Raw genomic sequence first — 18,735 nt, forward strand, 5'->3', positions numbered from 1 at the left:
TTTGTTCGCAACGCTTCACTACCCATCGCACAGGACTACCCACATGCTGTTTCAACATGCCGACCTCAAGTTGCGCCCGCTGGAGCGGGACGACCTCGCCTTCGTCCACGAAATGGACAACAACGCCAACATCATGCGCTACTGGTTCGAGGAGCCTTACGAAGCTTTTGTCGAACTGCTGGATCTGTACGACAAGCACATCCACGACCAAACCGAGCGTCGCTTCGTCATCGTAGGCGGAGAGCAGAGAGTGGGCTTGGTCGAACTGGTGGAAATCGACTACATCCACCGCCGCGCGGAATTCCAGATCATCATCCAACCGGCGCATCAGGGCCGGGGCTATGCCAGAACGGCCACCCAGCTGGCGCTGCGCTACGCGTTCAACGTGCTCAATCTGTATAAGGTATATCTGGTCGTCGACAAGGAAAACGCCAAGGCGGTCCACGTCTACGAGAAACTGGGCTTTCGCAAGGAGGGCGAGCTGATAGACGAATTCTTCGCCAATGGCCGCTACCGCAGCGCCTTGCGGATGTGCATATTCCAGCCTGAATTTCTGAAACAGGCGTCCTGACGCTCCAAACCGCCCGCCGATGACGCCCCGGGCGGGCGTCATCTCCACGGAACACGCATGAAGGGGGCATTGCCGCGGCTCCCCTATCCCTCCGCGGCGTCGCGCAGCGCGCAAACAAACTCACCCATCACCGGGCATCCCGCCTCATCCCGAACCGGCAGCCGCTCCCGCGTCAGCACTCGCCAGTTGCCCGCCAGCAAACGGTCCAGATAGCCAGGGTGATGGCGATAGCGTCCGCTATGGTGCAGCCGGTAGTCGTCTGGATCATCCTCCAGCATTTCCGTGCAGAACAGCAGCAGGCCTCCGGGGCTCAACGAAGAGGCGCACAAATCGAACAGCCCATCCAGCGTCCCCAGATACGGCAGGGTATCCAGGCAGGAGATCAAGTCGTAGCCGCGCTGTCCCAATCGCAGATGGTCCAGCATATCGGCCTGATGCAAGTTATCGAACAGCTGCTTGGCGCGAGCTTGCTCCAACATGCCTTCGCTCAGGTCCACGCCGTCCAGGCGGCGGGCATACGGCCTCAGGACCGCGCCGATGAGGCCGGTGCCGCAGCCCAGGTCCAGCACGGTACGCGAAGCCGGCGCGATGGCGAGGCGGGCCAGGCAATCGGCCACCCATTGCGGGCCGTGATAACGCAAGCGGGTCAATGCCTGATCAAAGCCAGCGGCCGCCACGTCAAATGCCTGGCCGACATAAGCATCGGAACAGCCTGGGGGCATATCGCCCTTCCCAAACGCCGCCAGCATGTGCAAGGCCACCGGATGCTCCGGCTGCTGAGCCAGCCAGCTCTCCGCCATGGCCCGTGCCTGATCCCAGCGGCCCAGTTCGCACCAGGCCTGGGCCACGGCGATCGGCGTCATCTTGCCCGGCGGCTCCGCCAATACGCCCTGCGCGTTGCTGCGTCTGGCTTCCGCATACCGCTGCTGCGGCAGCAACGCGTCGCGCAATAGGTAATAGGCGTCGGGGCATTGCGGATCGAGCGAGACGGCCTGCCGCAACGCGCGCTCCGCCTCCCCATCGCGCCCCGCCTGCGTCAGCAAGGCTCCCAGATGAGTCCAGTAACAATAACGCGAAGGGTCAAGCTCAATAGCCGTCCGCATGGCGGCGATGGCCTCATCCCCCCTGTGCAGGCGCGCGCTGGCCAGGCCCAGGTTGAAATGCCACTCCGCATGCGAGCCGTCGTCTGCCACGGCGCGCGACAACAAGGCATAGGCATCGGCCAGCCGTTCTTGCTGGAGCAACAGAAAGCCCAGCCAATGGCCGGCCGCCACGCCCACCGCTTCGTCGCCAAGCAGCGCGCGGTAGGCCGCCTCCGCAGCGGCCGCCTCGCCCGCCAAGTGCAGCCGCTGCGCCTGCCGCAATGCTTGTTCGCTCGTCATCTACACCTTGCCATGTGCGAAAAAATAAAGCCGAAGGCGAAACCGCCTCCGGCTTGTTGCTTAGGTCTGCCAGGCAATGGAGCGCCCGTCCCGTTCGCTCAGGACTTGTCCTTGTCCTTTTCTTCGGCGCCCGGATAAGCCGGGAAGCCGAAACCGCCGAACAGCTGTTTGGTCTGCTCCTGCATGCGGTTCTGCATTTCCAGGAACATGCCGGTGCTTTGCTCCATGTAGTTGGCCATCATGTTCTGGATGGCCGGCCCCTGCAGCTTCATGAACTCGCCCCACAGCGGGGTGTTGAGCATGGCGTTGTCGCCGTAGATGGCGCGGGTCTGCTCCTGCATCTTTTGTTGCAGCTGCGAGAACAATTGCAGATTCTTTTCCAGGAACGGCCCCATCATGCCCTGCATGGCCTGGCCATAATAACGGATGAACTGAGTCAGCACTTCGTAGCTGAACATCGGCATCCCGCCGTTTTCCTCTTCCAGAATGATCTGCAGCAATACGCTGCGGGTAATGTCTTCCTGCGTCTTGGCATCCACTACCTGGATATCCACATTGTCCAGAACCAGCTGCTTGACATCGCCCAGCGTGATGTAGGAACTGGTGGCGGTATCGTACAGTCTACGGTTCGGGTACTTCTTGATGACCCGTTTCTCAACACTCATTTAACGCTCCTGGTTATTGTCGTGGCGTTGTCCGCTGGCAATCTAACATAAATACAACAGAGTAGAGCAAATCTACTACCAATCCACCAACTCGTGTGCTACATTTCGTCGTCATTGTGCAATGCACAATCCATCCAAGCACAGCAATCGTTCGACCCCATTTTCCACGTAATGGAGGTTTTACACCATGTCCTTAAACAATGAACAGCTGAACAAACTGTCGCTGACCGGCATCGAATCCTCTCTGCGCTTCGCCCAGATCGCGCTGGACAGCGCCGAACGCCTGGTCAAGCTGCAACTGGACGTTTCCAAGCAATCCCTGGAAGACCACACCAAAGCTGCCAAACAGCTGGGCGAATTCAAGGATCCGCAGGAAGCCGTCAACCACTTCAACAAGCTGGCCACCCAGAACATCGACAAGGCCGTCAGCCACTCCCGCAACGTGTATGAAGTGGTCTCCGCGGCGCAAAGCGAGCTGAGCAAGCTGGTGGAAGAGAGCGTTGGCCTGTACAACAAGTCGCTGATCAACTCGATCGAGTCGTTCGCCAAGAACGCCCCGGCCGGTTCCGACGCCACCCTGAACGCCGTCAAGACTTCGGTTGCCGCCGCGGCCGCCGCCGTCAACACCTTCAGCAAGGCTGCCCAGCAAGTGGCCGAATTCACCGACAGCAGCGTCAAGGCCGCGACCAGCGCCACTGCCGACGCGGTGAAGAACTCCGCCAAGCGCGGCGCTACCGTCTGAAAGATGCCGTGAAGCCATAGCCAACCCCGCCCTTGCCGGCGGGGTTTTTGCTTTAACGGATGCGCGCGGCCCCGCTACGGGGTTACAATCGCGCTTTACAGAGATTGTGCAAGCACCACGGGTTCCCCTCATGAAGATCAGCAGCAACTTCGACGCCGGCAGCATCGAGATCGTCTCCTCAGACAACCTTGACGACATCCAACTGCGCATCCGCCGCGACAATGCGGCAGAGTTCGCGCAATGGTTCTACTTCCGCGTACAAGGCGCTGCCTACCAACACTGCACCTTCCGCTTCCTGAACGCCGCCGAATGCGCCTATCCGCAAGGCTGGGTGGACTATCAGGCGATGGCCTCGTACGACCGCATCAACTGGTTCCGCGTGCCGACGCGCTACGAAGACGGCGTGATGGTGATCGAACATGTGCCGCTGTCCGGCAGCATCTACTATGCCTACTTCGAGCCGTACTCCTACGAGCAGCACCTGAACCTGATCGGCCAGGCGCAAGGCTCCGGCCTGTGCCAGGTCACCGACCTCGGCTCCACCGTGCAGGGCCGCGACATGAACCTGCTGACCATAGGCCACGAAGTGGAGTCCGATCTGAAGATCTGGATCACCGCGCGCCAGCATCCCGGCGAAACCATGGCCGAATGGTTCATCGAAGGTTTGCTGAACCGCCTGCTGGACCCGCAAGACCCAACCAGCCGCGCCCTGCTGGACCGCGCCACCTTCTACGTGGTGCCGAACATGAACCCGGACGGCTCGGTGCTGGGCAATCTGCGCACCAACGCCGCCGGCGCCAACCTGAACCGCGAGTGGGCGAATCCCAGCGCGGAAACCAGCCCGGAAGTGCTGGTGGTGCGCGAAAAAATGCTGGAAACCGGCGTGGATCTGTTCCTGGACATCCACGGCGATGAGAATATCCCTTACGTGTTCCTGGCCGGCACCGAAGGCGTGCCGTCCTGGAACGAGCGGCTGGAAAAGCTGGCGGACAGCTTCCGCCACCACTTCCTGCTGGCCAGCCCCGATTTCCAGACCGAGCACGGCTACCCGCGCAATGAGCCGGGCAAGGCCAATATGGGCATCGCCACCAACTGGATTTGCGAACAGTTCGGCTGCCTGGCCTTCACGCTGGAAATGCCGTTCAAGGACAACAACAACCTGCCGGACGACGATTTCGGCTGGAGCGGCCAGCGCAGCCTGCGCCTGGGCGAAGCGGCACTGTCGCCGATCTACGCCATCCTGAACGATCTGGAACGCAGCTAACACGCCCCGCATGCGTAAAAAAAGCCGGCATCAGCCGGCTTTTTTGCATTGCGCCGCGCGCGCGCATTCACAATACGACGGGCAGCTTCTCCAAGGTTTTGATCAGCTCCACCTCCGCCATGCACCAGTCGCGACCCTTCTCCATCACCTTGCCCAGCGCGATCTGGAAATGCTTGCCGCGCACAGTCATGTAGAACTGCTTGTCCAACATATACAGCGAAACCGGCAGGATCAGCGCATTGATCAACTTGTCCGCGCGCCGGTACGGCATGAACAGGCTGATATGGCCAGCCAGCCAGACCTGATCCGGCGGCAGCGTCGGATCGATCAGCCGCGCATCCGTCGGACGCAGCGATGCGGCCAGCGGACGCGTGGTCAAGGTCTCCACGCCCAGATAAATCCGTTCGCGACTGGTGCGCCGCACCCGGCGGATAATACCCAGGCTCCAGCCATCGGCGTCGGGCTCGCGGTAACCGATCAGACCGCCCAAAGCCACCCATTCATTGCCCATGACATCCAGGGAAACGCCGAGGCCGGTCTGGCTGATGTTCTCCAGCGACCATTTGGGAAACTGCGGCGGCGGCGGCTCAACCGTCTCTCCCGACAAAGCCAAGGCTCTGGCAGGCTGCGGCGATACGGATTTGTCGCGCTTCCGGCTGGTGACGAAGCCATAGATCCGGATATTGGCGGCGTCCTCGTAACTGTCCTTGTCGCCGGCGCGGGTCGTCTGCGCCGCCTCGTCGTCCGGCTTGCGCACCAGTTTGTGCAGCATGGTCAGCCGATGCGCCACCTCCACCTGCCGATTGCTGACAACCTTGCGCTCGGCGCGAGCAAACCGCACCGGCTTGACCGCCCATATCCGCATCAAGGTTCTGAGCAAGACGGCGTCGATCCCCGGCACGATCAACGATTTCAATTCCGCCGGCACGCGGCCGGCCTCCATCGTAATCGCCCAGTGATGCAAGGTTTCCACCAGCTCGGTGGTATACCAATAACGCGTCCACTCATTGGCGCTGATGCCGCTTGGCCGTTCGGCCGGTTTGGAATCGTTCAACTGAATGGCGAAACTGGCTTCGGCAAAATAGGCTTTGCTCAGCGTCATCCTATTGCTCAGCAAACACAATAGCTGATAAGAGAAATGGATCTGTTTGGCGGTGAGATTGCCATCGCTAAGCATGGACAGCATTTGCAACACCAGATACTGATCCTGCACTGTCGTGGCAAGGGCTTTCTCATCAAACAAAAACACCGGCTGAGCATCCAAACCACGCTGCTCCGCCAGACGGTACAGCTGATTCACATTCAGCCAAAATACTTCATCCGGCTGAAAATTCCGGATGTACTGCCACCTTGCATACTCAAGCAGGTAATAAAAAATCCGCGCCAACACCAAAGGCAAATGGCTCGCGGTCCCGCCTGCCTCCGGGCCATCGTCCACAGCCGGCAATGCATATTGATAAAATTCGGTGAATTTTTGGCCGTAATTCAGTATCTGGGCGCGCAGCTGGCTTTCCAACACCTTGGGCATCCGCGCATTCATCAGGTATTGCACGCACAGGCTGTCATGCAGAGGCTGCGTTTCCTGATTCAACATCAGCACTGCCTCCAGCAGCTCCACGGACAACGGCTGGGAGGATAAGCTGAGTCCGCTCAGCAGCTCGACCGCCTTGTCATGCGCGGCAGGGCCGTACTCCTGCTTCAACGCTTCGACATGCGCCTTGGCCGACTCCGCGTTCGCCATGGGATCCGGCTTGCCCTTGCCCCCCCTTGAAAAGAAATCCAGCATGCTCCCGTCCAGTCCCCTGAAGCCGTCGAAAAACCACGATATGCCTCTATACTACTAGATTTATAGTCAGACTGGCGCGCTTGCTGCAAAGCGCAGCCGCGGCTTGTCCGCGCTTGATTGCACTCATGAAATGATAATTAAGCATTGACGCCCCCCCCCCCCGCCAGCGGCAAAAGCATTTGCCGCTGGCAACGGGCTGTATGCCGCGATGCAAAATAAAAAGCGCCATAAAGGCGCTTTTTTTACCGAGCCGGAAATCAGCTTATCAGATAACCAGATCTTCCAGGGACTTGCCGCTATCGATCCAGGCCTGCACCCAAGCCGGCTTGCGGCCACGGCCAGTCCAGGTCAATTCGGCGCTTTGCGGGTGGCGGTACTTTGCCTCAACCGGCTTGCGCACGACAACGGCTTTGCTCAGCACTTCTTCGACGCTCAAACCGTAGGCGCGGGCCAGCTCGATAATCTGTTTCTTGGCCTTGGCTTTTTCTTCCACCTCGCGGCGCTTGATTTCGTTTTCTACTTCGCCCTTAAGCGCAACCAGTTCGGTAAAGTCGAGTTTCGACAGATCCATGAGATGTTCCCTTGATGATTATTGATTTACCCATTACAGGGTGTAATGTAGCCAATACAATTGGCACAAGTCAAGGATCAAAAAGAAAACAAAATCTCCATTATTCGGCTATGGGATCAATCGAATAGGGTAAATCCAGTTTCCGCAGCGCAATTGCATGCGCCTCATCTGCAAATACACCGGCATCCCAAGTTTGCGATTGCACGACCGCCAAGCCCAAATACCGGGACGCTTCCACTTGGCACACAGCGGCCAGCATACCAATCGATTGCTCGGGCAAATCCGGACTATATAATTTGCAGCCGACCGTCAGCGGTTGATCGAACGCCGCCAGAAACATCCGGCGTTTCATTTTCCCCAGATACTGGCTGCGCGCGACTATTTCCTGGCCGGGATAGCATCCTTTCTTGAAGTTGACCGCGCCGATCAACTCCATATTGGCCATCTGCGGCACAAATTGCTCCTGGGTCTCGCCCGTCACCCAGGCGATGCCTGCCCGAATATCATGCAGCGCCCATACTGCCGGCGATACCGCGACGACATTCGCCAGCTTGGAAATATCGGCCTCCAAACCGCCGCCGCGACGCAGCGCCAGCAAATAGCCGTCATGCGGCAAGCGCAACAGCGCGCCATCACCCTGCTCGGCTACCCGCATTTTCTCCAGATTGGCCGCTTCGGCAAAATGCGGCTGCAATATATGGGCTGCCTGCGGTCCGGACATGCCCAGAACAAACCACTCCTCGTCCATGGTGATTTTGACCTTGGAACGCAGGACGAACATCGTCAGCCGCTTGGCGATAGCCGGCGCGATATCGGCCGATACCATCAGGTAATAAGCATTGCCATGCCGCCAGATCAAAAAGCTGGCCAACATCCGGCCCTTGGCGGTTGAATAGGTGCTGTATTGCGCCTCGCCTGGCTGAACCTGGCGGATATCATTGGACAGCTGTCCCTGCAAAAAAGCCTCGGCGTCTTCGCCTTCCACTCTGAGCAATACAAAATTGTCCAAAGGCGCCAGCACGGTTTCCCGCTCCAGCGCGGCGACTTGCCGCAAATGCGCCTCAATCGGTTGCTGACCTTGCTCGTCGAGGTTTACGCCTTTTTGACGCAGCCACTGTTGCCAGAATGCATACATGCCGTCGCTCCCTAATTGAAATCAATGTGCGATCTTACCGCCAAGCGGCACTCCGTCGCCAGCCGTTGCCACGCCTTCGTTTGATGCGTCGGGAAAATATCTTTTCGCAACAATCGCCTAGCGGCGGCTGCCGTCGCGGCTGCTGGAATCTCTCAAAAAAACCGTCGCCAAGCATTGACACGCCAGCCGGCCTCCGTATATAGTTCGCCCTCACTCAATTCCCCGATAGCTCAGTCGGTAGAGCGACGGACTGTTAATCCGCAGGTCGCAGGTTCGAGCCCTGCTCGGGGAGCCAATTCACTTTGGCTCAATTGAGTTCATGTGTTCCCTGATAGCTCAGTCGGTAGAGCGACGGACTGTTAATCCGCAGGTCGCAGGTTCGAGCCCTGCTCGGGGAGCCACACCGCCGCACGGCGCCCAATTCAAAGTTTTGTTCCCTGATAGCTCAGTCGGTAGAGCGACGGACTGTTAATCCGCAGGTCGCAGGTTCGAGCCCTGCTCGGGGAGCCAGAATACGATGAAGCCGCAGCTTATGCTGCGGCTTTTTCGTTTGGCATTTCCCCCTTACAATCGTCTCCAAGCTGATTGGAGAAACGATGCCTCGCCACCCTACCCTACTTGCCGCCGGCGCCATCCTGCTATGGGCCTCGCTCGCCACCCTGGGCGCGCTGACCCGCTCGCTGCCGCCTTTTTTCGTGGTCGGCATCTGCTTGTGCATAGGCAGCCTGCTGTCGCTGCACCGGATACGCGACTGGAAAGTCGCGCCAGCCACGCTGCTCGTCGGCGTATACGGCCTGTTCGGCTACCACTTCCTGCTGTTCTTCGCCTTTCGCCTGGCGCCGGCCTTGGAAGCCAATCTGCTCAACTATCTATGGCCCTTGCTGATCGTCACGCTGTCGCCGCTGCTGATTCCCGGCACGCAACTGACGCGCCGCCACATTGCCGGCGGCCTGCTCGGCTTTCTCGGCGCGGCGCTGATCGTCACCGGCGGCAAACTGTCGCTATCGCAGCAATATCTGCCAGGCTATCTGCTGGCCATCGCCGCGGCAGTGGTCTGGTCCACTTTCAGCTTGCTGCTGAAGCGGCTACCCAGCTTCCCAAGCAGCGCCATGGGCGGATTCTGCCTGCTGTCCGGATTGCTGTCGCTGGCTTGCCATGCGCTGTTCGAGCCGGCCGCGCGGCCGGATGCCGCGCAATGGGCCACGCTGCTGTTGCTGGGCCTGGGTCCGATGGGCGGCGCATTCTTCCTATGGGAACGCGCGCTGCGCCACGGCGATCCGCGCCGCATCGGCTCGCTGTCCTATGCCACGCCGCTGCTGTCCACCCTGCTGCTGACCGCCAGCGGCCGCGGCGAGCTGAATCAACTGGCGCTGCTGGCCATCCTATTGATTCTGGGCGGCGCGCTGCTGGGCACACTGCCGGAACGGCCCACGCCAAAAACTCAGCCGCTGTAGCCATACCAAGAAAATACTGAAAAAGTTATAATTACGGGTATCAAATAAAGGAAAAGCCATGTCCGTATTGAAGGAGTTCAAGGAATTCGCCGTCAAAGGCAATGTGATCGATCTGGCTGTCGGCGTGGTGATCGGCGGCGCATTCGGCTCCATCGTCAAATCGCTGGTGGACGATGTAATCATGCCGCCTATCGGCCTGCTGGTCGGCAACGTCGACTTTTCCAACCTGTTCTTCGTGCTGAAGGACGGCGCCAAGCAAGCCGGGCCCTATGTTTCGGTTGCGGCGGCCAAGCAAGCCGGCGCGGTTACCTTGAACCTAGGCCTGTTCATCAACTCGCTGGTCAGCTTCACCATCGTCGCCTTTGCCATCTTCATGCTGGTGAAGGCCATCAACCGGCTCAAGCGCGAACAGCCCGCGGCTGACGCGCCCCCTGCTCCGGCCACCAAGGAATGCCGCTACTGCCTGTCCGCCATTCCGGAAAAAGCGACGCGCTGCCCCTGCTGCACCTCGCAGCTGGATTAAGACCCACTAACAAAACTCCTGATCCTGCGTCGGAGCGCCTTGGCCCCGGTCCTCCAACGAGGTTTTGTTAGCGGCGCAAAGTCCTTGCCCGCGCCGGCCGATTCCCCTACAATCCGCGTCGTTCTGGGGGAGTAGCCTCGGCGCGGCTTCGCGTCGGCAATGGTCAACATACTTGGCGGCAGCCATGGCCATTGCGACGAGCTTCCGTTTGGCAAGACCCATGACATGCTTGCGCGCAGCGGGGCCGCCGCGCAGGTTTGTCATGGCGTATGCGCGGCCCTTGGAGCATTCATGCAAGCCTTCCTGATTTCCACCGGCGTGGTGGCTCTGGCCGAGATCGGCGACAAAACCCAACTGCTGGCCCTGCTGCTGGCCTCCCGCTTTAAAAAGCCCGGCCCCATCATACTCGGCATCTTCGTCGCCACCCTGGTCAATCATTTTGCCGCCGCCGCGGTCGGCCACTGGCTGATGGCCAAGGTTGGCCCGGACATCATGCGCTGGGGCCTCGGCATCTCCTTTATCGCCATGGCCGCCTGGATGCTGATTCCGGATAAGCTGGACGACAGTAATCTGCTGCGCGAGCGTTTCGGCGTTTTCGGCACCACCGTCATCGCCTTTTTCCTGGCGGAGATGGGCGACAAGACGCAAATCGCCACGGTCGCGCTGTCCGCGCGCTTCCCGGAACAGCTTTACATGGTCGTGCTGGGCACCACGCTGGGCATGATGATCGCCAACGTGCCCGCGGTGCTGCTGGGCGAGGTTGCAGCCAAGAAGGTGCCGCAGAAGCTGATGCACGCGATCGCCGCCGCGCTATTCGTCGGCCTGGGCATCGCGACGCTGCTGACGCCGCTGTCGCTGTAAGGCATAAAAAACGAGGGAGGCCGCAGCCTCCCTCGCTCCCATCGATTCAACCCTGCGACAACAGGACGTTCGGATCAAAGCCTATGCGCAGCGCGCCCCAATGCCGCCCGCCCAGTTCCAGCGGCAAATCCACTTCCGACAATACTTCGCCGGTATCGCGGCTATAGGTTTGCAACAGGAAAGGTTGCACATTGCGGGCGGCGCGCAAGCCGGCCGGATCGTTGAAAAGGCGCTTGTCGCGGCTCTCCGCCAGATCCTTCTGCGCATCGCCGCAGGGCGGCCGGCTATACCAGCTGTTATGCGTCGGCGCGTAGCCATTGCCGTCCACCGCCAGGCAGAACTTGCCGCCCGGTATCAGCTCCACCACGCGGTCGATCACCGGCTGCAGCTGCTTGGCCAGGCGGTCGTCGTAACTGGTGTGGTACTTGGCCGGCTGAGTCCCGGCAATGGGCTGATAGCGCCGATCGAACAAATCCAGCCCGCGCTGCAACTCGGCCTGCAGCAATTGCGCCACCTGATCGCGCGCCGCGCGCGCGTGGCTCAGCGCCTGGTCGAACGCGCCCTCGCCTATCACAAACTTCGATACCAGCCCCTGCACCTGCTCGGCGGCCTCGGTCAATTCGCCGGCGGCGCGTTCCGTCTCGCCCAGCCTCTCGTTCACCAGCAACCCCAACTGGTGCATCTCGGCCACATGTCGGTTGACCATCTGGTTGCCGTCCATGAACTCATGCATGGTGGCGGCGATCTGGCTCAGGCTGGAGGAAGTGGATTCGAAGTCGCCCATCATTTTGCTGAAATGCTCGGATGCGCGCGAAATCACCTCGCGCGCCTGATGGGTGTCCTCGGTGATCGCCGCGGTTTCTTGCTGCGTATTCGCCACCAGGCCCAACATGCCGTCGATATTGTGCGAAATTTCGTCCGTGGCCGTTTTCACGCGCTCCGCCAGCTTTCGCACCTCGTCCGCCACCACGGCAAAACCGCGCCCGCTCTCGCCGGCGCGCGCCGCCTCGATCGCCGCGTTCAAGGCCAGCAGATTGGTCTGCTCTGAGACATCCTTGATCAGGTCGACGATGGCCTTGATGCTGGAGGAACGCTGGCTCAAGTCTTCCACCGTGTGGTTGAAATGCCCCACCTTGCGGCTGATGTCGTGAATGCTGTCCGTCACCGAGCGCAGTTCCTCGTAGGAATCGCGGGCGACGCGAAGGTTTTCCGCTGTCGTCGCGGAAATCGTCTCGGTCTGCTCCGTCACCTGCTCCACGCCGTGCATGGACTGGTCGCTGGCCTGCCGCACCTGCTTGGCCAATTCGTCCTGTTGACGCGCGCTATTCACCGATTCCGTCACATTGCGCCGCGTCACGGCGGAATCCATGGCGATGCGCACCGTCATCCGCCGCACATTGCTGATGATCTCGCGCATTTTCAGCAGGAAGCGGTTGTACGACAGCGACAGCTCGCGGATTTCGTCGTAGGTGACGGTGGGGATCTCGCGCGACAGATCGCCGGCGCCGGCGCCGATTTCATTGAAGATTTGGATGATCATCTTCAACGGTCGCACGATCAGGTAGCGCAGATACCAGACCATGAAGGCGATGAACAGGAAGCTCAGAACCCATAATCCCAGCGTCCAGTACAGGGCGCTATCGACCGTCGCGTCCACCCGCGCCAGCACTTGCGCGGAAACGCCGGCATCGCGCACCGTCGCCCGGATATCGCTCAGCGCGTAATAGCAATATCCCGCCATCAGCAACTGAAACAGGCTGATGAAGAAAAAACTGCCGAGTTTCCTGCTCAGGCTATGCCAGAAGGTCTTTTCCGAAAACGTATACAGCCGCCAAAACCACTCCATTTGCTCTCCTCCCGAACAATCTGAACCGTTTTATTTTTATCGGTCGCTATTTTTTCTGAAACCTGCCACGCTGACCATTCCCTCAGGCCTTTAAGGTTTGATCCAAATCAAATCCCCGTCGTTTCCATACCATCCAGCATTCCCGGCCAGAGAAAACCGGCAGGCCATCCGGCAGCGGCAAAGCCTGCTCCTGCGTAAACCAAGGATTCAGCAACGCTTGCAGATCATTCTCCGCCATGCCGAACGGCGGTCCCCTTTCGCCATCGCCCAGGAAAAACACGCCGGCCAATACTCCGCCAGGTTTGACCAGACCCGCCACTCTTTCAGCATACTGTCCGCGCATTTCCTTGGGCAACGCGCACAAAAAAGCCCGCTCGAACACGCAGTCGAAAGCGGGCAATTCCAGCTGGAAAAAATCACCCAGCAGCAGCCTATCCGCGCCGGCGGGCCACTGCTTGCGGGCCAGCGCGATTGCCGACTCGCTGAAATCCACGGCCAGCACTTGGTGACCCAGCGCCAGCAGGGGCGGCATGTCTCCCGCGCTGCCGCACCCCGGCAACAATACCGTGGACGGCGGCAGGCTGGCGAAGAAACACCGCGCCGGCTCCGGCAGGCTCGCCCCTTCCCAGGGCGTCACGCCTTCGCGATAACGCTGTTCCCAGAAATCCACTCGAGAACTGTCTGCCATGGTTATTTCCTGTTCATGCCCGTCTCAGCCAGGCCGCCGCCTGTTGCGGCGTCAGATCATCCGCGCGCAGCACCTCGGCCGCGCCATCGCAGCCCACCCTATGCAGAGCGCCCCGCTCGTCCAGCCGGTAGCGGCTGCCATCCGGCAGGCGGCCCCACTCGACGCCATCCAGGCTGTCCAGCTCCAGCAAGGCGCCGCATGCCGCAGCCAGCTGCAGCAAACGCTGACGCTGCGGCAAGCGCAGCCAGACCGCTTCGCGCTCATCGTCGCCCATGAAGCACCACTGGCTGATTTCGCCGAACGTGCGCGCGCAGCCGCGGCACACGTTGTCGCCCAAGGCGGTGGAACACAGTGCGATGCAAGGAGAATCAGGACGATTGCGACTCATCAAGGCGATATCCAAATACAAAACAATGACTTGAAACCGTTATTTTATCGCAGACGATAAACCAAACCGGTTTCGATCGAGTATATCAGCAGAATTAAACGGGCACGCATATTGGATGCGCAGAGAAGGGAGAAAGACGGAAAATAAAAAACCCGGCTATACCGGGTTAGATTTACCACTGTTTTTAAACAGGTTTTATTTGGTCGGGGTGAGAAGATTCGAACTTCCGACCCTCTGCACCCCATGCAGATGCGCTACCAGGCTGCGCTACACCCCGACTCAAGAGAAACGTAGTCTAACTGATTTATTATTTTTTGCCAATACCCGAATCCAGCCATTCCAGGATGGATTCCAACTCGGCGCGCACTTCCTGAGCGGTAATCGGACGCTCGCCTTCACTTCCCATTCCCAGACGCTGGCGAGCGCCCTGAATGGTGAAACCGTCATCGTAAAGCAGCGCGCGTATTCTGCGCACCAGCAACACTTCATGGTGCTGGTAATAGCGGCGATTGCCGCGCCGTTTTACCTGGCGCAGCTGGGAAAATTCCTGCTCCCAATATCGCAGCACATGCGGCTTGACGCCGGTCAGCTCGCCGACTTCGCTGATGGTGAAGTATCGCTTCGATGGAATCGACGGCAGATCAGCCTTGCTTGTTAGCATGGTATTGCTCAACCATTCCCTTGAGTTTCTGGCTTGCGTGGAACGTTACCACACGGCGCGCGGTAATGGGAATCTCTTCCCCGGTTTTGGGATTGCGGCCCGGACGCTGCGGCTTGTCGCGCAGCTGGAAATTGCCGAAACCGGACAATTTCACCGAATCCCCGGACTCCAGCGCCAGCCGGATCTCTTCAAAAAACGACTCGACCATGTCCTTGGCTTCGCGTTTGTTCAGACCTACCTGGTCAAACAGCAAATCGGCCAGTTCAGCCTTCGTCAAAGTCATGACATTCCCCTCAAACATCTGAACCAATCGGCGGGCACGCGGCCCGCCCAATTCTCAATCAAACGCGCAACTGCGCACCCAGCTCCAGCGCCGCCTGCAACAAAGCCTGCATCGCCGGCTCGACGTCTTCGTCGGTCAGGGTGCGGCTATTGTCCTGCATCAGCACGCTAAAGGCCAGACTCTTCTTGCCTTCCGCGACGCCTTTGCCACGGTAAACGTCAAACAATGCGATTTCCGTCACGATGTCGGTTCGCTTCGCCTCGAACGCCGCCAGCAATGCTGCCGCGCTGACTTGCTCATCGACCAGCAACGCCAGATCGCGGCGGACCGGCTGGAACTTGCTGACCGGCTGCGCCTTGATGCGGCTGCGCGCGGTGACGATGGCAAGATCCAGCTCGAACAGCACCGGCGCGCTAGGCAGATCATAAGCCTGCACCCACTGCGGATGCAGCTCGCCGATCACGCCCACCGTCTCGCCGCCCACCCGCACCTCGGCGCAACGGCCGGGGTGGAAAGCAGGATGGCTAGCCTTGCGATACTCGGCCGCCACCGGGTGCAGCAGCGCCTCCACATCGGCCTTCACGTCGAAGAAATCGACGCGCTCGGCCTTGACGCCCCACTGCTCAGGCAGGCGCGGCCCCCAGGCCAGGCCAGCCACTTTTTCCGGCTGGTCGAAACCCTGTTCCGCGCGCAGGAACACGCGCGCCGCCTCGAACACGCGCACGCGCGGCTGCTTGCGGTTGATGTTGCCGACCAGCACGTCCACCAGGCCGCCGATCAGCGTCGAGCGCATCACGCTCATTTGGCTGGCGATGGGGTTCTGCAGGCGGATGGCCTTGTCGATGCCGGCGAAATCGCGCTCCCAGCGCTCGTCGACAAAAGCGTAGCTGACCACTTCCTGGTAGTCGCGCGCCGCCAGCAGATGGCGCAGCTGGTCCACCGGGCGCAGCTCTTCCGGCTGCCGCAGCATGCGCATGGAAGAGCGCGGCGCGTCATCCGGAATCTGGTTGTAGCCGTAAACGCGGGCCACTTCTTCGATCAAGTCTTCCTCGATCTCGATGTCGAAGCGGAACGACGGCGCCTGAACGGTGAACACCTCATCCGCCAGGCTGAATTCCAGACCCAAACGGCCCAGAATTTCGGCAATCTGTTGCGAGGACAGCGCCACGCCCAGCACCTTGGCCACGCGCGCCACGCGCAGCGGGACCGCTGGACGCTGCGGCAGCTCGGCCACTTCTTCCACCACCGGACCGGCTGCGCCGCCGCAGATGTCCAGCACCAGGCGGGTGGCGCGTTCGATCGCCTCGCGCTGCAGCTGGAAATCCACGCCGCGCTCGTAGCGGAAGGACGAGTCGGAACCGAAGCCCAGTTCGCGGGCGCGGCCGGCGATGGCCTTGGGCGCGAAGAAAGCGGATTCCAGGAAAATATCGGTGCTGGCGGTGGTCACGCCGCTCAGTTCGCCGCCCATGATGCCGCCCAGCGCCAGCACCTTGGCGTCGTCGGCGATCACCAAGTGCTTGTCCTGCAGCTCGACGGTCTTCTCATTCAGACACAGCAGGCTTTCGCCGGCTTGCGCTTGGCGCACGGTGATGCCGCCTTCAATCTTGGCCAGATCGAATGCGTGCATAGGCTGCCCTTGCTCCAGCAGCACGTAATTGGTGATGTCGACGATGGCCGAAATCGAACGCAAGCCGGAACGCTCCAGGCGCTGGCGCATCCAGGCCGGCGTCGCGGCGGCGGCGTTGACGCCCTTCACCACGCGGCCCAGGTAACGGCCGCAGGCTTCGCGCGCGACGATCTTCACCGGACGGGTGTCGTCGATGCTCGGGGCCACCGGCTCGATGGCTACCGGCGCAAGCGCGGCGCCGGTCAGCGCCGCCACTTCGCGGGCGACGCCGCGGATCGACAGGCCGTCGGCGCGGTTCGGCGTGATTTTCAGCGTGAACAGCTGGTCGTCCAGGCCCAGGTAGTCGCGGATGCTCTGGCCCACCGGCGCGTCGGCCGGCAGCAGCATCAGGCCATCCACGTCTTCCGGCACGCCCAGCTCCTTGCCGGAGCACAGCATGCCGTTAGATTCCACGCCGCGCATCTTGGTCGGCTTGATCTTGAAGTCGCCCGGCAGGATGGCGCCCGGCAAGGCGCACGGCACGCGCACGCCGACAGCCACGTTCGGCGCGCCGCAGACGATCTGCACCAGCTCGCCCGTTCCCACGTCAACCTTGGTGACGCGCAGGCGGTCGGCGTTTTCGTGCTTGACGCATTCTTTGACTTCGGCGATCACCACGCCGGAAAACGCCGGCGCGGCGGCGATGGTTTCTTCGACTTCCAGGCCCGCCATGGTCAGCAGGTCGGACAGTTGTTCAGTGTTCAGCGCCGGATTGACCCAGCTTCTCAGCCATTGTTCGGAAAATTGCATAGTCGGCTCCGTGCGCGATCAGTTGAATTGCTTCAGGAAATTGAGATCGTTCTCGAAGAACAGGCGCAAGTCGTTGACGCCATAGCGCAGCATGGCGAAACGGTCCAGGCCGATGCCGAAGGCGAAGCCGGTGTACTTTTCCGGATCGATGTTGACGTTGCGCAGCACATTAGGATGCACCATGCCGCAGCCGCCGACTTCCAGCCAGCCGCGCTCGCCCAGCACGTCGATTTCGGCCGACGGTTCGGTGAACGGGAAGAAGGACGGGCGGAAACGCACTTGCAGGTCGTCGCGCTCGAAGAAGCGGCGCAGGAAGTCGGTCACCACGGCCTTCAGGTCGGCGAAGGACACACCCTCTTCCACCCACAAGCCTTCCATTTGATGGAACATCGGCGAATGGGTGGCGTCGGAATCGACGCGATACACGCGGCCCGGCGCGACGATCTTGATCGGCGGCTCGTTGTTCATCATGAAGCGCGCCTGGATCGGGCTGGTATGCGTGCGCAGCACGTCGCCGTTCTCTACGTAGAACGTGTCCTGCATGGCGCGCGCCGGATGGTTTTCCGGCACGTTCAGCGCCTGGAAATTGTAGAAGTCGGTTTCGATTTCCGGGCCGTCGGCCACCTCGAAACCCATGGTGCGGAACAGGCCGCTGATGCGCTCCAGCGTCAAGGCCACCGGGTGCAGGCCGCCGCCCACCGCGCCGCGGCCAGGCAAGGTGACGTCCAGCGCCTCGGCTGCCAGCTGGGCTTCCAGCTTGGCGGCGTTGAGCTGGTCGCGCTTGTCGTTGTGCGCGGCCTCGAATGCCTGCTTGGCCTGGTTGATGGTCGCGCCGGCCGCCTTGCGCTCTTCCGGCGCCAGCTTGCCCAGCTGCTTGAGGAGTTCGGTCAACTCGCCGCTCTTGCCGAGATAGCGCGCTTTGACCTGTTCGAGCTCGATCAGATCGGTCACCGCCGCCACGGCGGCGAGACCGGCTTGGAGAATCGCGTCAACGTTGTTCATCGTGTTCCACACCGCATGCGAATAGAAGGCTGATCACAGCGGGCATGCGGCATACCCGATCTGATCAGCGCTCTGCTGGCAGATGCCGATAGAAAAAAAGGGAGGCATTTGCCTCCCTTCAGATCCGTCTGGGCGATTAAGCAGCGAGGCTTGCTTTCGCCTTTTCGACGATCTGCGCAAAAGCCGGCTTGTCGAACACGGCCAGGTCGGCCAGGACCTTGCGGTCGATTTCGATAGCGGCTTTCTTCAGGCCGTTCATGAACTTGCTGTACGGCAGGCCGTTTTCACGAGCAGCTGCGTTGATACGAGCAATCCACAGTTGACGGAACTGACGCTTTTTCTGACGACGGTCGCGGTAGGCGTATTGACCCGCCTTCATCACCGCCTGTTTGGCGATGCGATAGACGTTCTTCCGGCGGCCGCGATAGCCTTTCGCCAGGGCGAGGATTTTCTTGTGACGAGCACGTGCGGTTACACCGCGTTTTACGCGTGGCATA

The 18,735-nt window shown here is 60.7% G+C and carries 20 protein-coding genes and 4 tRNA genes; 10 read left to right on the forward strand and 14 right to left on the reverse strand.

Annotated elements, in window-relative coordinates:
• Positions 1 to 43 precede the first annotated feature (43 nt).
• Positions 44 to 571 carry a spermidine N1-acetyltransferase gene (speG, locus tag JHD59_RS08255; protein WP_199153904.1) on the forward strand — a complete coding sequence of 176 codons (528 nt, stop codon included), beginning with the start codon at positions 44 to 46 and terminating at the stop codon, positions 569 to 571.
• Positions 572 to 654: 83 nt separating this feature from the next.
• Here speG and JHD59_RS08260 read toward each other — a convergent pair whose 3' ends face one another.
• Together JHD59_RS08260 and phaR are read right to left on the reverse strand one after the other, a co-directional pair.
• On the reverse strand, positions 655 to 1,953 hold the full coding sequence (locus tag JHD59_RS08260) for a methyltransferase domain-containing protein (RefSeq protein ID WP_199153905.1): 1,299 nt from the start codon (positions 1,951 to 1,953) through the stop codon (positions 655 to 657).
• A gap of 98 nt (positions 1,954 to 2,051) precedes the next feature.
• Positions 2,052 to 2,618, reverse strand: a complete 567-nt coding sequence (gene phaR / locus JHD59_RS08265; RefSeq protein ID WP_043626620.1) for a polyhydroxyalkanoate synthesis repressor PhaR — start codon at positions 2,616 to 2,618, stop codon at positions 2,052 to 2,054.
• A 187-nt stretch (positions 2,619 to 2,805) separates the two neighbouring features.
• Here phaR and JHD59_RS08270 point away from each other — a divergent pair, with 187 nt between their 5' ends.
• Positions 2,806 to 3,360, forward strand: coding sequence for a phasin family protein (locus tag JHD59_RS08270; protein WP_043626618.1), 555 nt, complete (start codon positions 2,806 to 2,808; stop codon positions 3,358 to 3,360).
• 130 nt (positions 3,361 to 3,490) lie between these two features.
• Complete coding sequence (locus JHD59_RS08275; protein WP_199153906.1) at positions 3,491 to 4,624, forward strand: M14-type cytosolic carboxypeptidase; 1,134 nt, start codon at positions 3,491 to 3,493, stop codon at positions 4,622 to 4,624.
• Between the two features lie 67 nt (positions 4,625 to 4,691).
• Here JHD59_RS08275 and JHD59_RS08280 read toward each other — a convergent pair whose 3' ends face one another.
• The 3 genes from JHD59_RS08280 to JHD59_RS08290 all read right to left on the reverse strand — a co-directional run bounded on the left by JHD59_RS08280 (position 4,692) and on the right by JHD59_RS08290 (position 8,002).
• Positions 4,692 to 6,410, reverse strand: a complete 1,719-nt coding sequence (locus JHD59_RS08280) for a hypothetical protein (protein ID WP_199153907.1) — start codon at positions 6,408 to 6,410, stop codon at positions 4,692 to 4,694.
• A gap of 265 nt (positions 6,411 to 6,675) precedes the next feature.
• On the reverse strand, positions 6,676 to 6,981 hold the full coding sequence (locus JHD59_RS08285; RefSeq protein WP_043626609.1) for an H-NS family nucleoid-associated regulatory protein: 306 nt from the start codon (positions 6,979 to 6,981) through the stop codon (positions 6,676 to 6,678).
• 100 nt (positions 6,982 to 7,081) lie between these two features.
• Complete coding sequence (locus JHD59_RS08290; RefSeq protein WP_368671554.1) at positions 7,082 to 8,002, reverse strand: folate-binding protein YgfZ; 921 nt, start codon at positions 8,000 to 8,002, stop codon at positions 7,082 to 7,084.
• Here JHD59_RS08290 and JHD59_RS22750 point away from each other — a divergent pair.
• The 7 genes from JHD59_RS22750 (at position 7,886) to JHD59_RS08320 (ending at position 10,954) form a co-directional block, all read left to right on the forward strand.
• Positions 7,886 to 8,131, forward strand: coding sequence for a hypothetical protein (locus tag JHD59_RS22750; protein ID WP_233163957.1), 246 nt, complete (start codon positions 7,886 to 7,888; stop codon positions 8,129 to 8,131). The two genes, JHD59_RS08290 and JHD59_RS22750, sit on opposite strands and share 117 nt — an antisense overlap.
• Positions 8,132 to 8,335: 204 nt before the next feature.
• Positions 8,336 to 8,411 (forward strand) — tRNA-Asn (locus tag JHD59_RS08295).
• 30 nt (positions 8,412 to 8,441) lie between these two features.
• Positions 8,442 to 8,517: transfer RNA gene (locus JHD59_RS08300), tRNA-Asn, on the forward strand.
• A 33-nt stretch (positions 8,518 to 8,550) separates the two neighbouring features.
• Positions 8,551 to 8,626, forward strand: a tRNA-Asn gene (locus tag JHD59_RS08305).
• 86 nt (positions 8,627 to 8,712) lie between these two features.
• A complete protein-coding gene (locus JHD59_RS08310; protein ID WP_199153909.1) occupies positions 8,713 to 9,570 on the forward strand; it encodes a DMT family transporter in 858 nt (285 codons plus the stop codon).
• A 58-nt stretch (positions 9,571 to 9,628) separates the two neighbouring features.
• Entirely contained in the window at positions 9,629 to 10,093 is a 465-nt protein-coding gene (gene mscL / locus JHD59_RS08315; protein WP_043626605.1) for a large-conductance mechanosensitive channel protein MscL, read from the forward strand.
• A gap of 291 nt (positions 10,094 to 10,384) precedes the next feature.
• Entirely contained in the window at positions 10,385 to 10,954 is a 570-nt protein-coding gene (locus tag JHD59_RS08320; protein WP_199153910.1) for a TMEM165/GDT1 family protein, read from the forward strand.
• Between the two features lie 46 nt (positions 10,955 to 11,000).
• On the opposite strand, the gene JHD59_RS08325 is transcribed toward JHD59_RS08320, so the two are convergent.
• The 9 genes from JHD59_RS08325 to rplT form a co-directional block, all read right to left on the reverse strand.
• A complete protein-coding gene (locus JHD59_RS08325; protein WP_199153911.1) occupies positions 11,001 to 12,800 on the reverse strand; it encodes a methyl-accepting chemotaxis protein in 1,800 nt (599 codons plus the stop codon).
• Between the two features lie 82 nt (positions 12,801 to 12,882).
• Positions 12,883 to 13,488, reverse strand: coding sequence for a methyltransferase domain-containing protein (locus JHD59_RS08330; RefSeq protein WP_199153912.1), 606 nt, complete (start codon positions 13,486 to 13,488; stop codon positions 12,883 to 12,885).
• Between the two features lie 13 nt (positions 13,489 to 13,501).
• On the reverse strand, positions 13,502 to 13,876 hold the full coding sequence (locus JHD59_RS08335) for a DUF1289 domain-containing protein (RefSeq protein ID WP_199153913.1): 375 nt from the start codon (positions 13,874 to 13,876) through the stop codon (positions 13,502 to 13,504).
• A gap of 200 nt (positions 13,877 to 14,076) precedes the next feature.
• Positions 14,077 to 14,153 (reverse strand) — tRNA-Pro (locus JHD59_RS08340).
• Between the two features lie 30 nt (positions 14,154 to 14,183).
• Positions 14,184 to 14,537, reverse strand: a complete 354-nt coding sequence (locus JHD59_RS08345; protein ID WP_103319839.1) for a MerR family transcriptional regulator — start codon at positions 14,535 to 14,537, stop codon at positions 14,184 to 14,186.
• Positions 14,518 to 14,820 (reverse strand): integration host factor subunit alpha, encoded by a 303-nt coding sequence (locus JHD59_RS08350; protein ID WP_011134908.1) that lies wholly within the window; start codon positions 14,818 to 14,820, stop codon positions 14,518 to 14,520. Before JHD59_RS08350 ends, JHD59_RS08345 begins: the two co-directional genes overlap by 20 nt.
• A gap of 58 nt (positions 14,821 to 14,878) precedes the next feature.
• Positions 14,879 to 17,236, reverse strand: coding sequence for a phenylalanine--tRNA ligase subunit beta (pheT, locus tag JHD59_RS08355; protein ID WP_199153914.1), 2,358 nt, complete (start codon positions 17,234 to 17,236; stop codon positions 14,879 to 14,881).
• A gap of 18 nt (positions 17,237 to 17,254) precedes the next feature.
• A complete protein-coding gene (gene pheS / locus JHD59_RS08360) occupies positions 17,255 to 18,238 on the reverse strand; it encodes a phenylalanine--tRNA ligase subunit alpha (protein ID WP_199153915.1) in 984 nt (327 codons plus the stop codon).
• Positions 18,239 to 18,374: 136 nt separating this feature from the next.
• Complete coding sequence (rplT, locus tag JHD59_RS08365) at positions 18,375 to 18,734, reverse strand: 50S ribosomal protein L20 (protein ID WP_011134905.1); 360 nt, start codon at positions 18,732 to 18,734, stop codon at positions 18,375 to 18,377.
• Position 18,735: the final 1 nt, after the last annotated feature.

Origin of the sequence: Chromobacterium sp. ASV23, from assembly GCF_016428945.1 — a bacterium.
Taxonomy (GTDB): Bacteria; Pseudomonadota; Gammaproteobacteria; order Burkholderiales; family Chromobacteriaceae; genus Chromobacterium; species Chromobacterium sinusclupearum.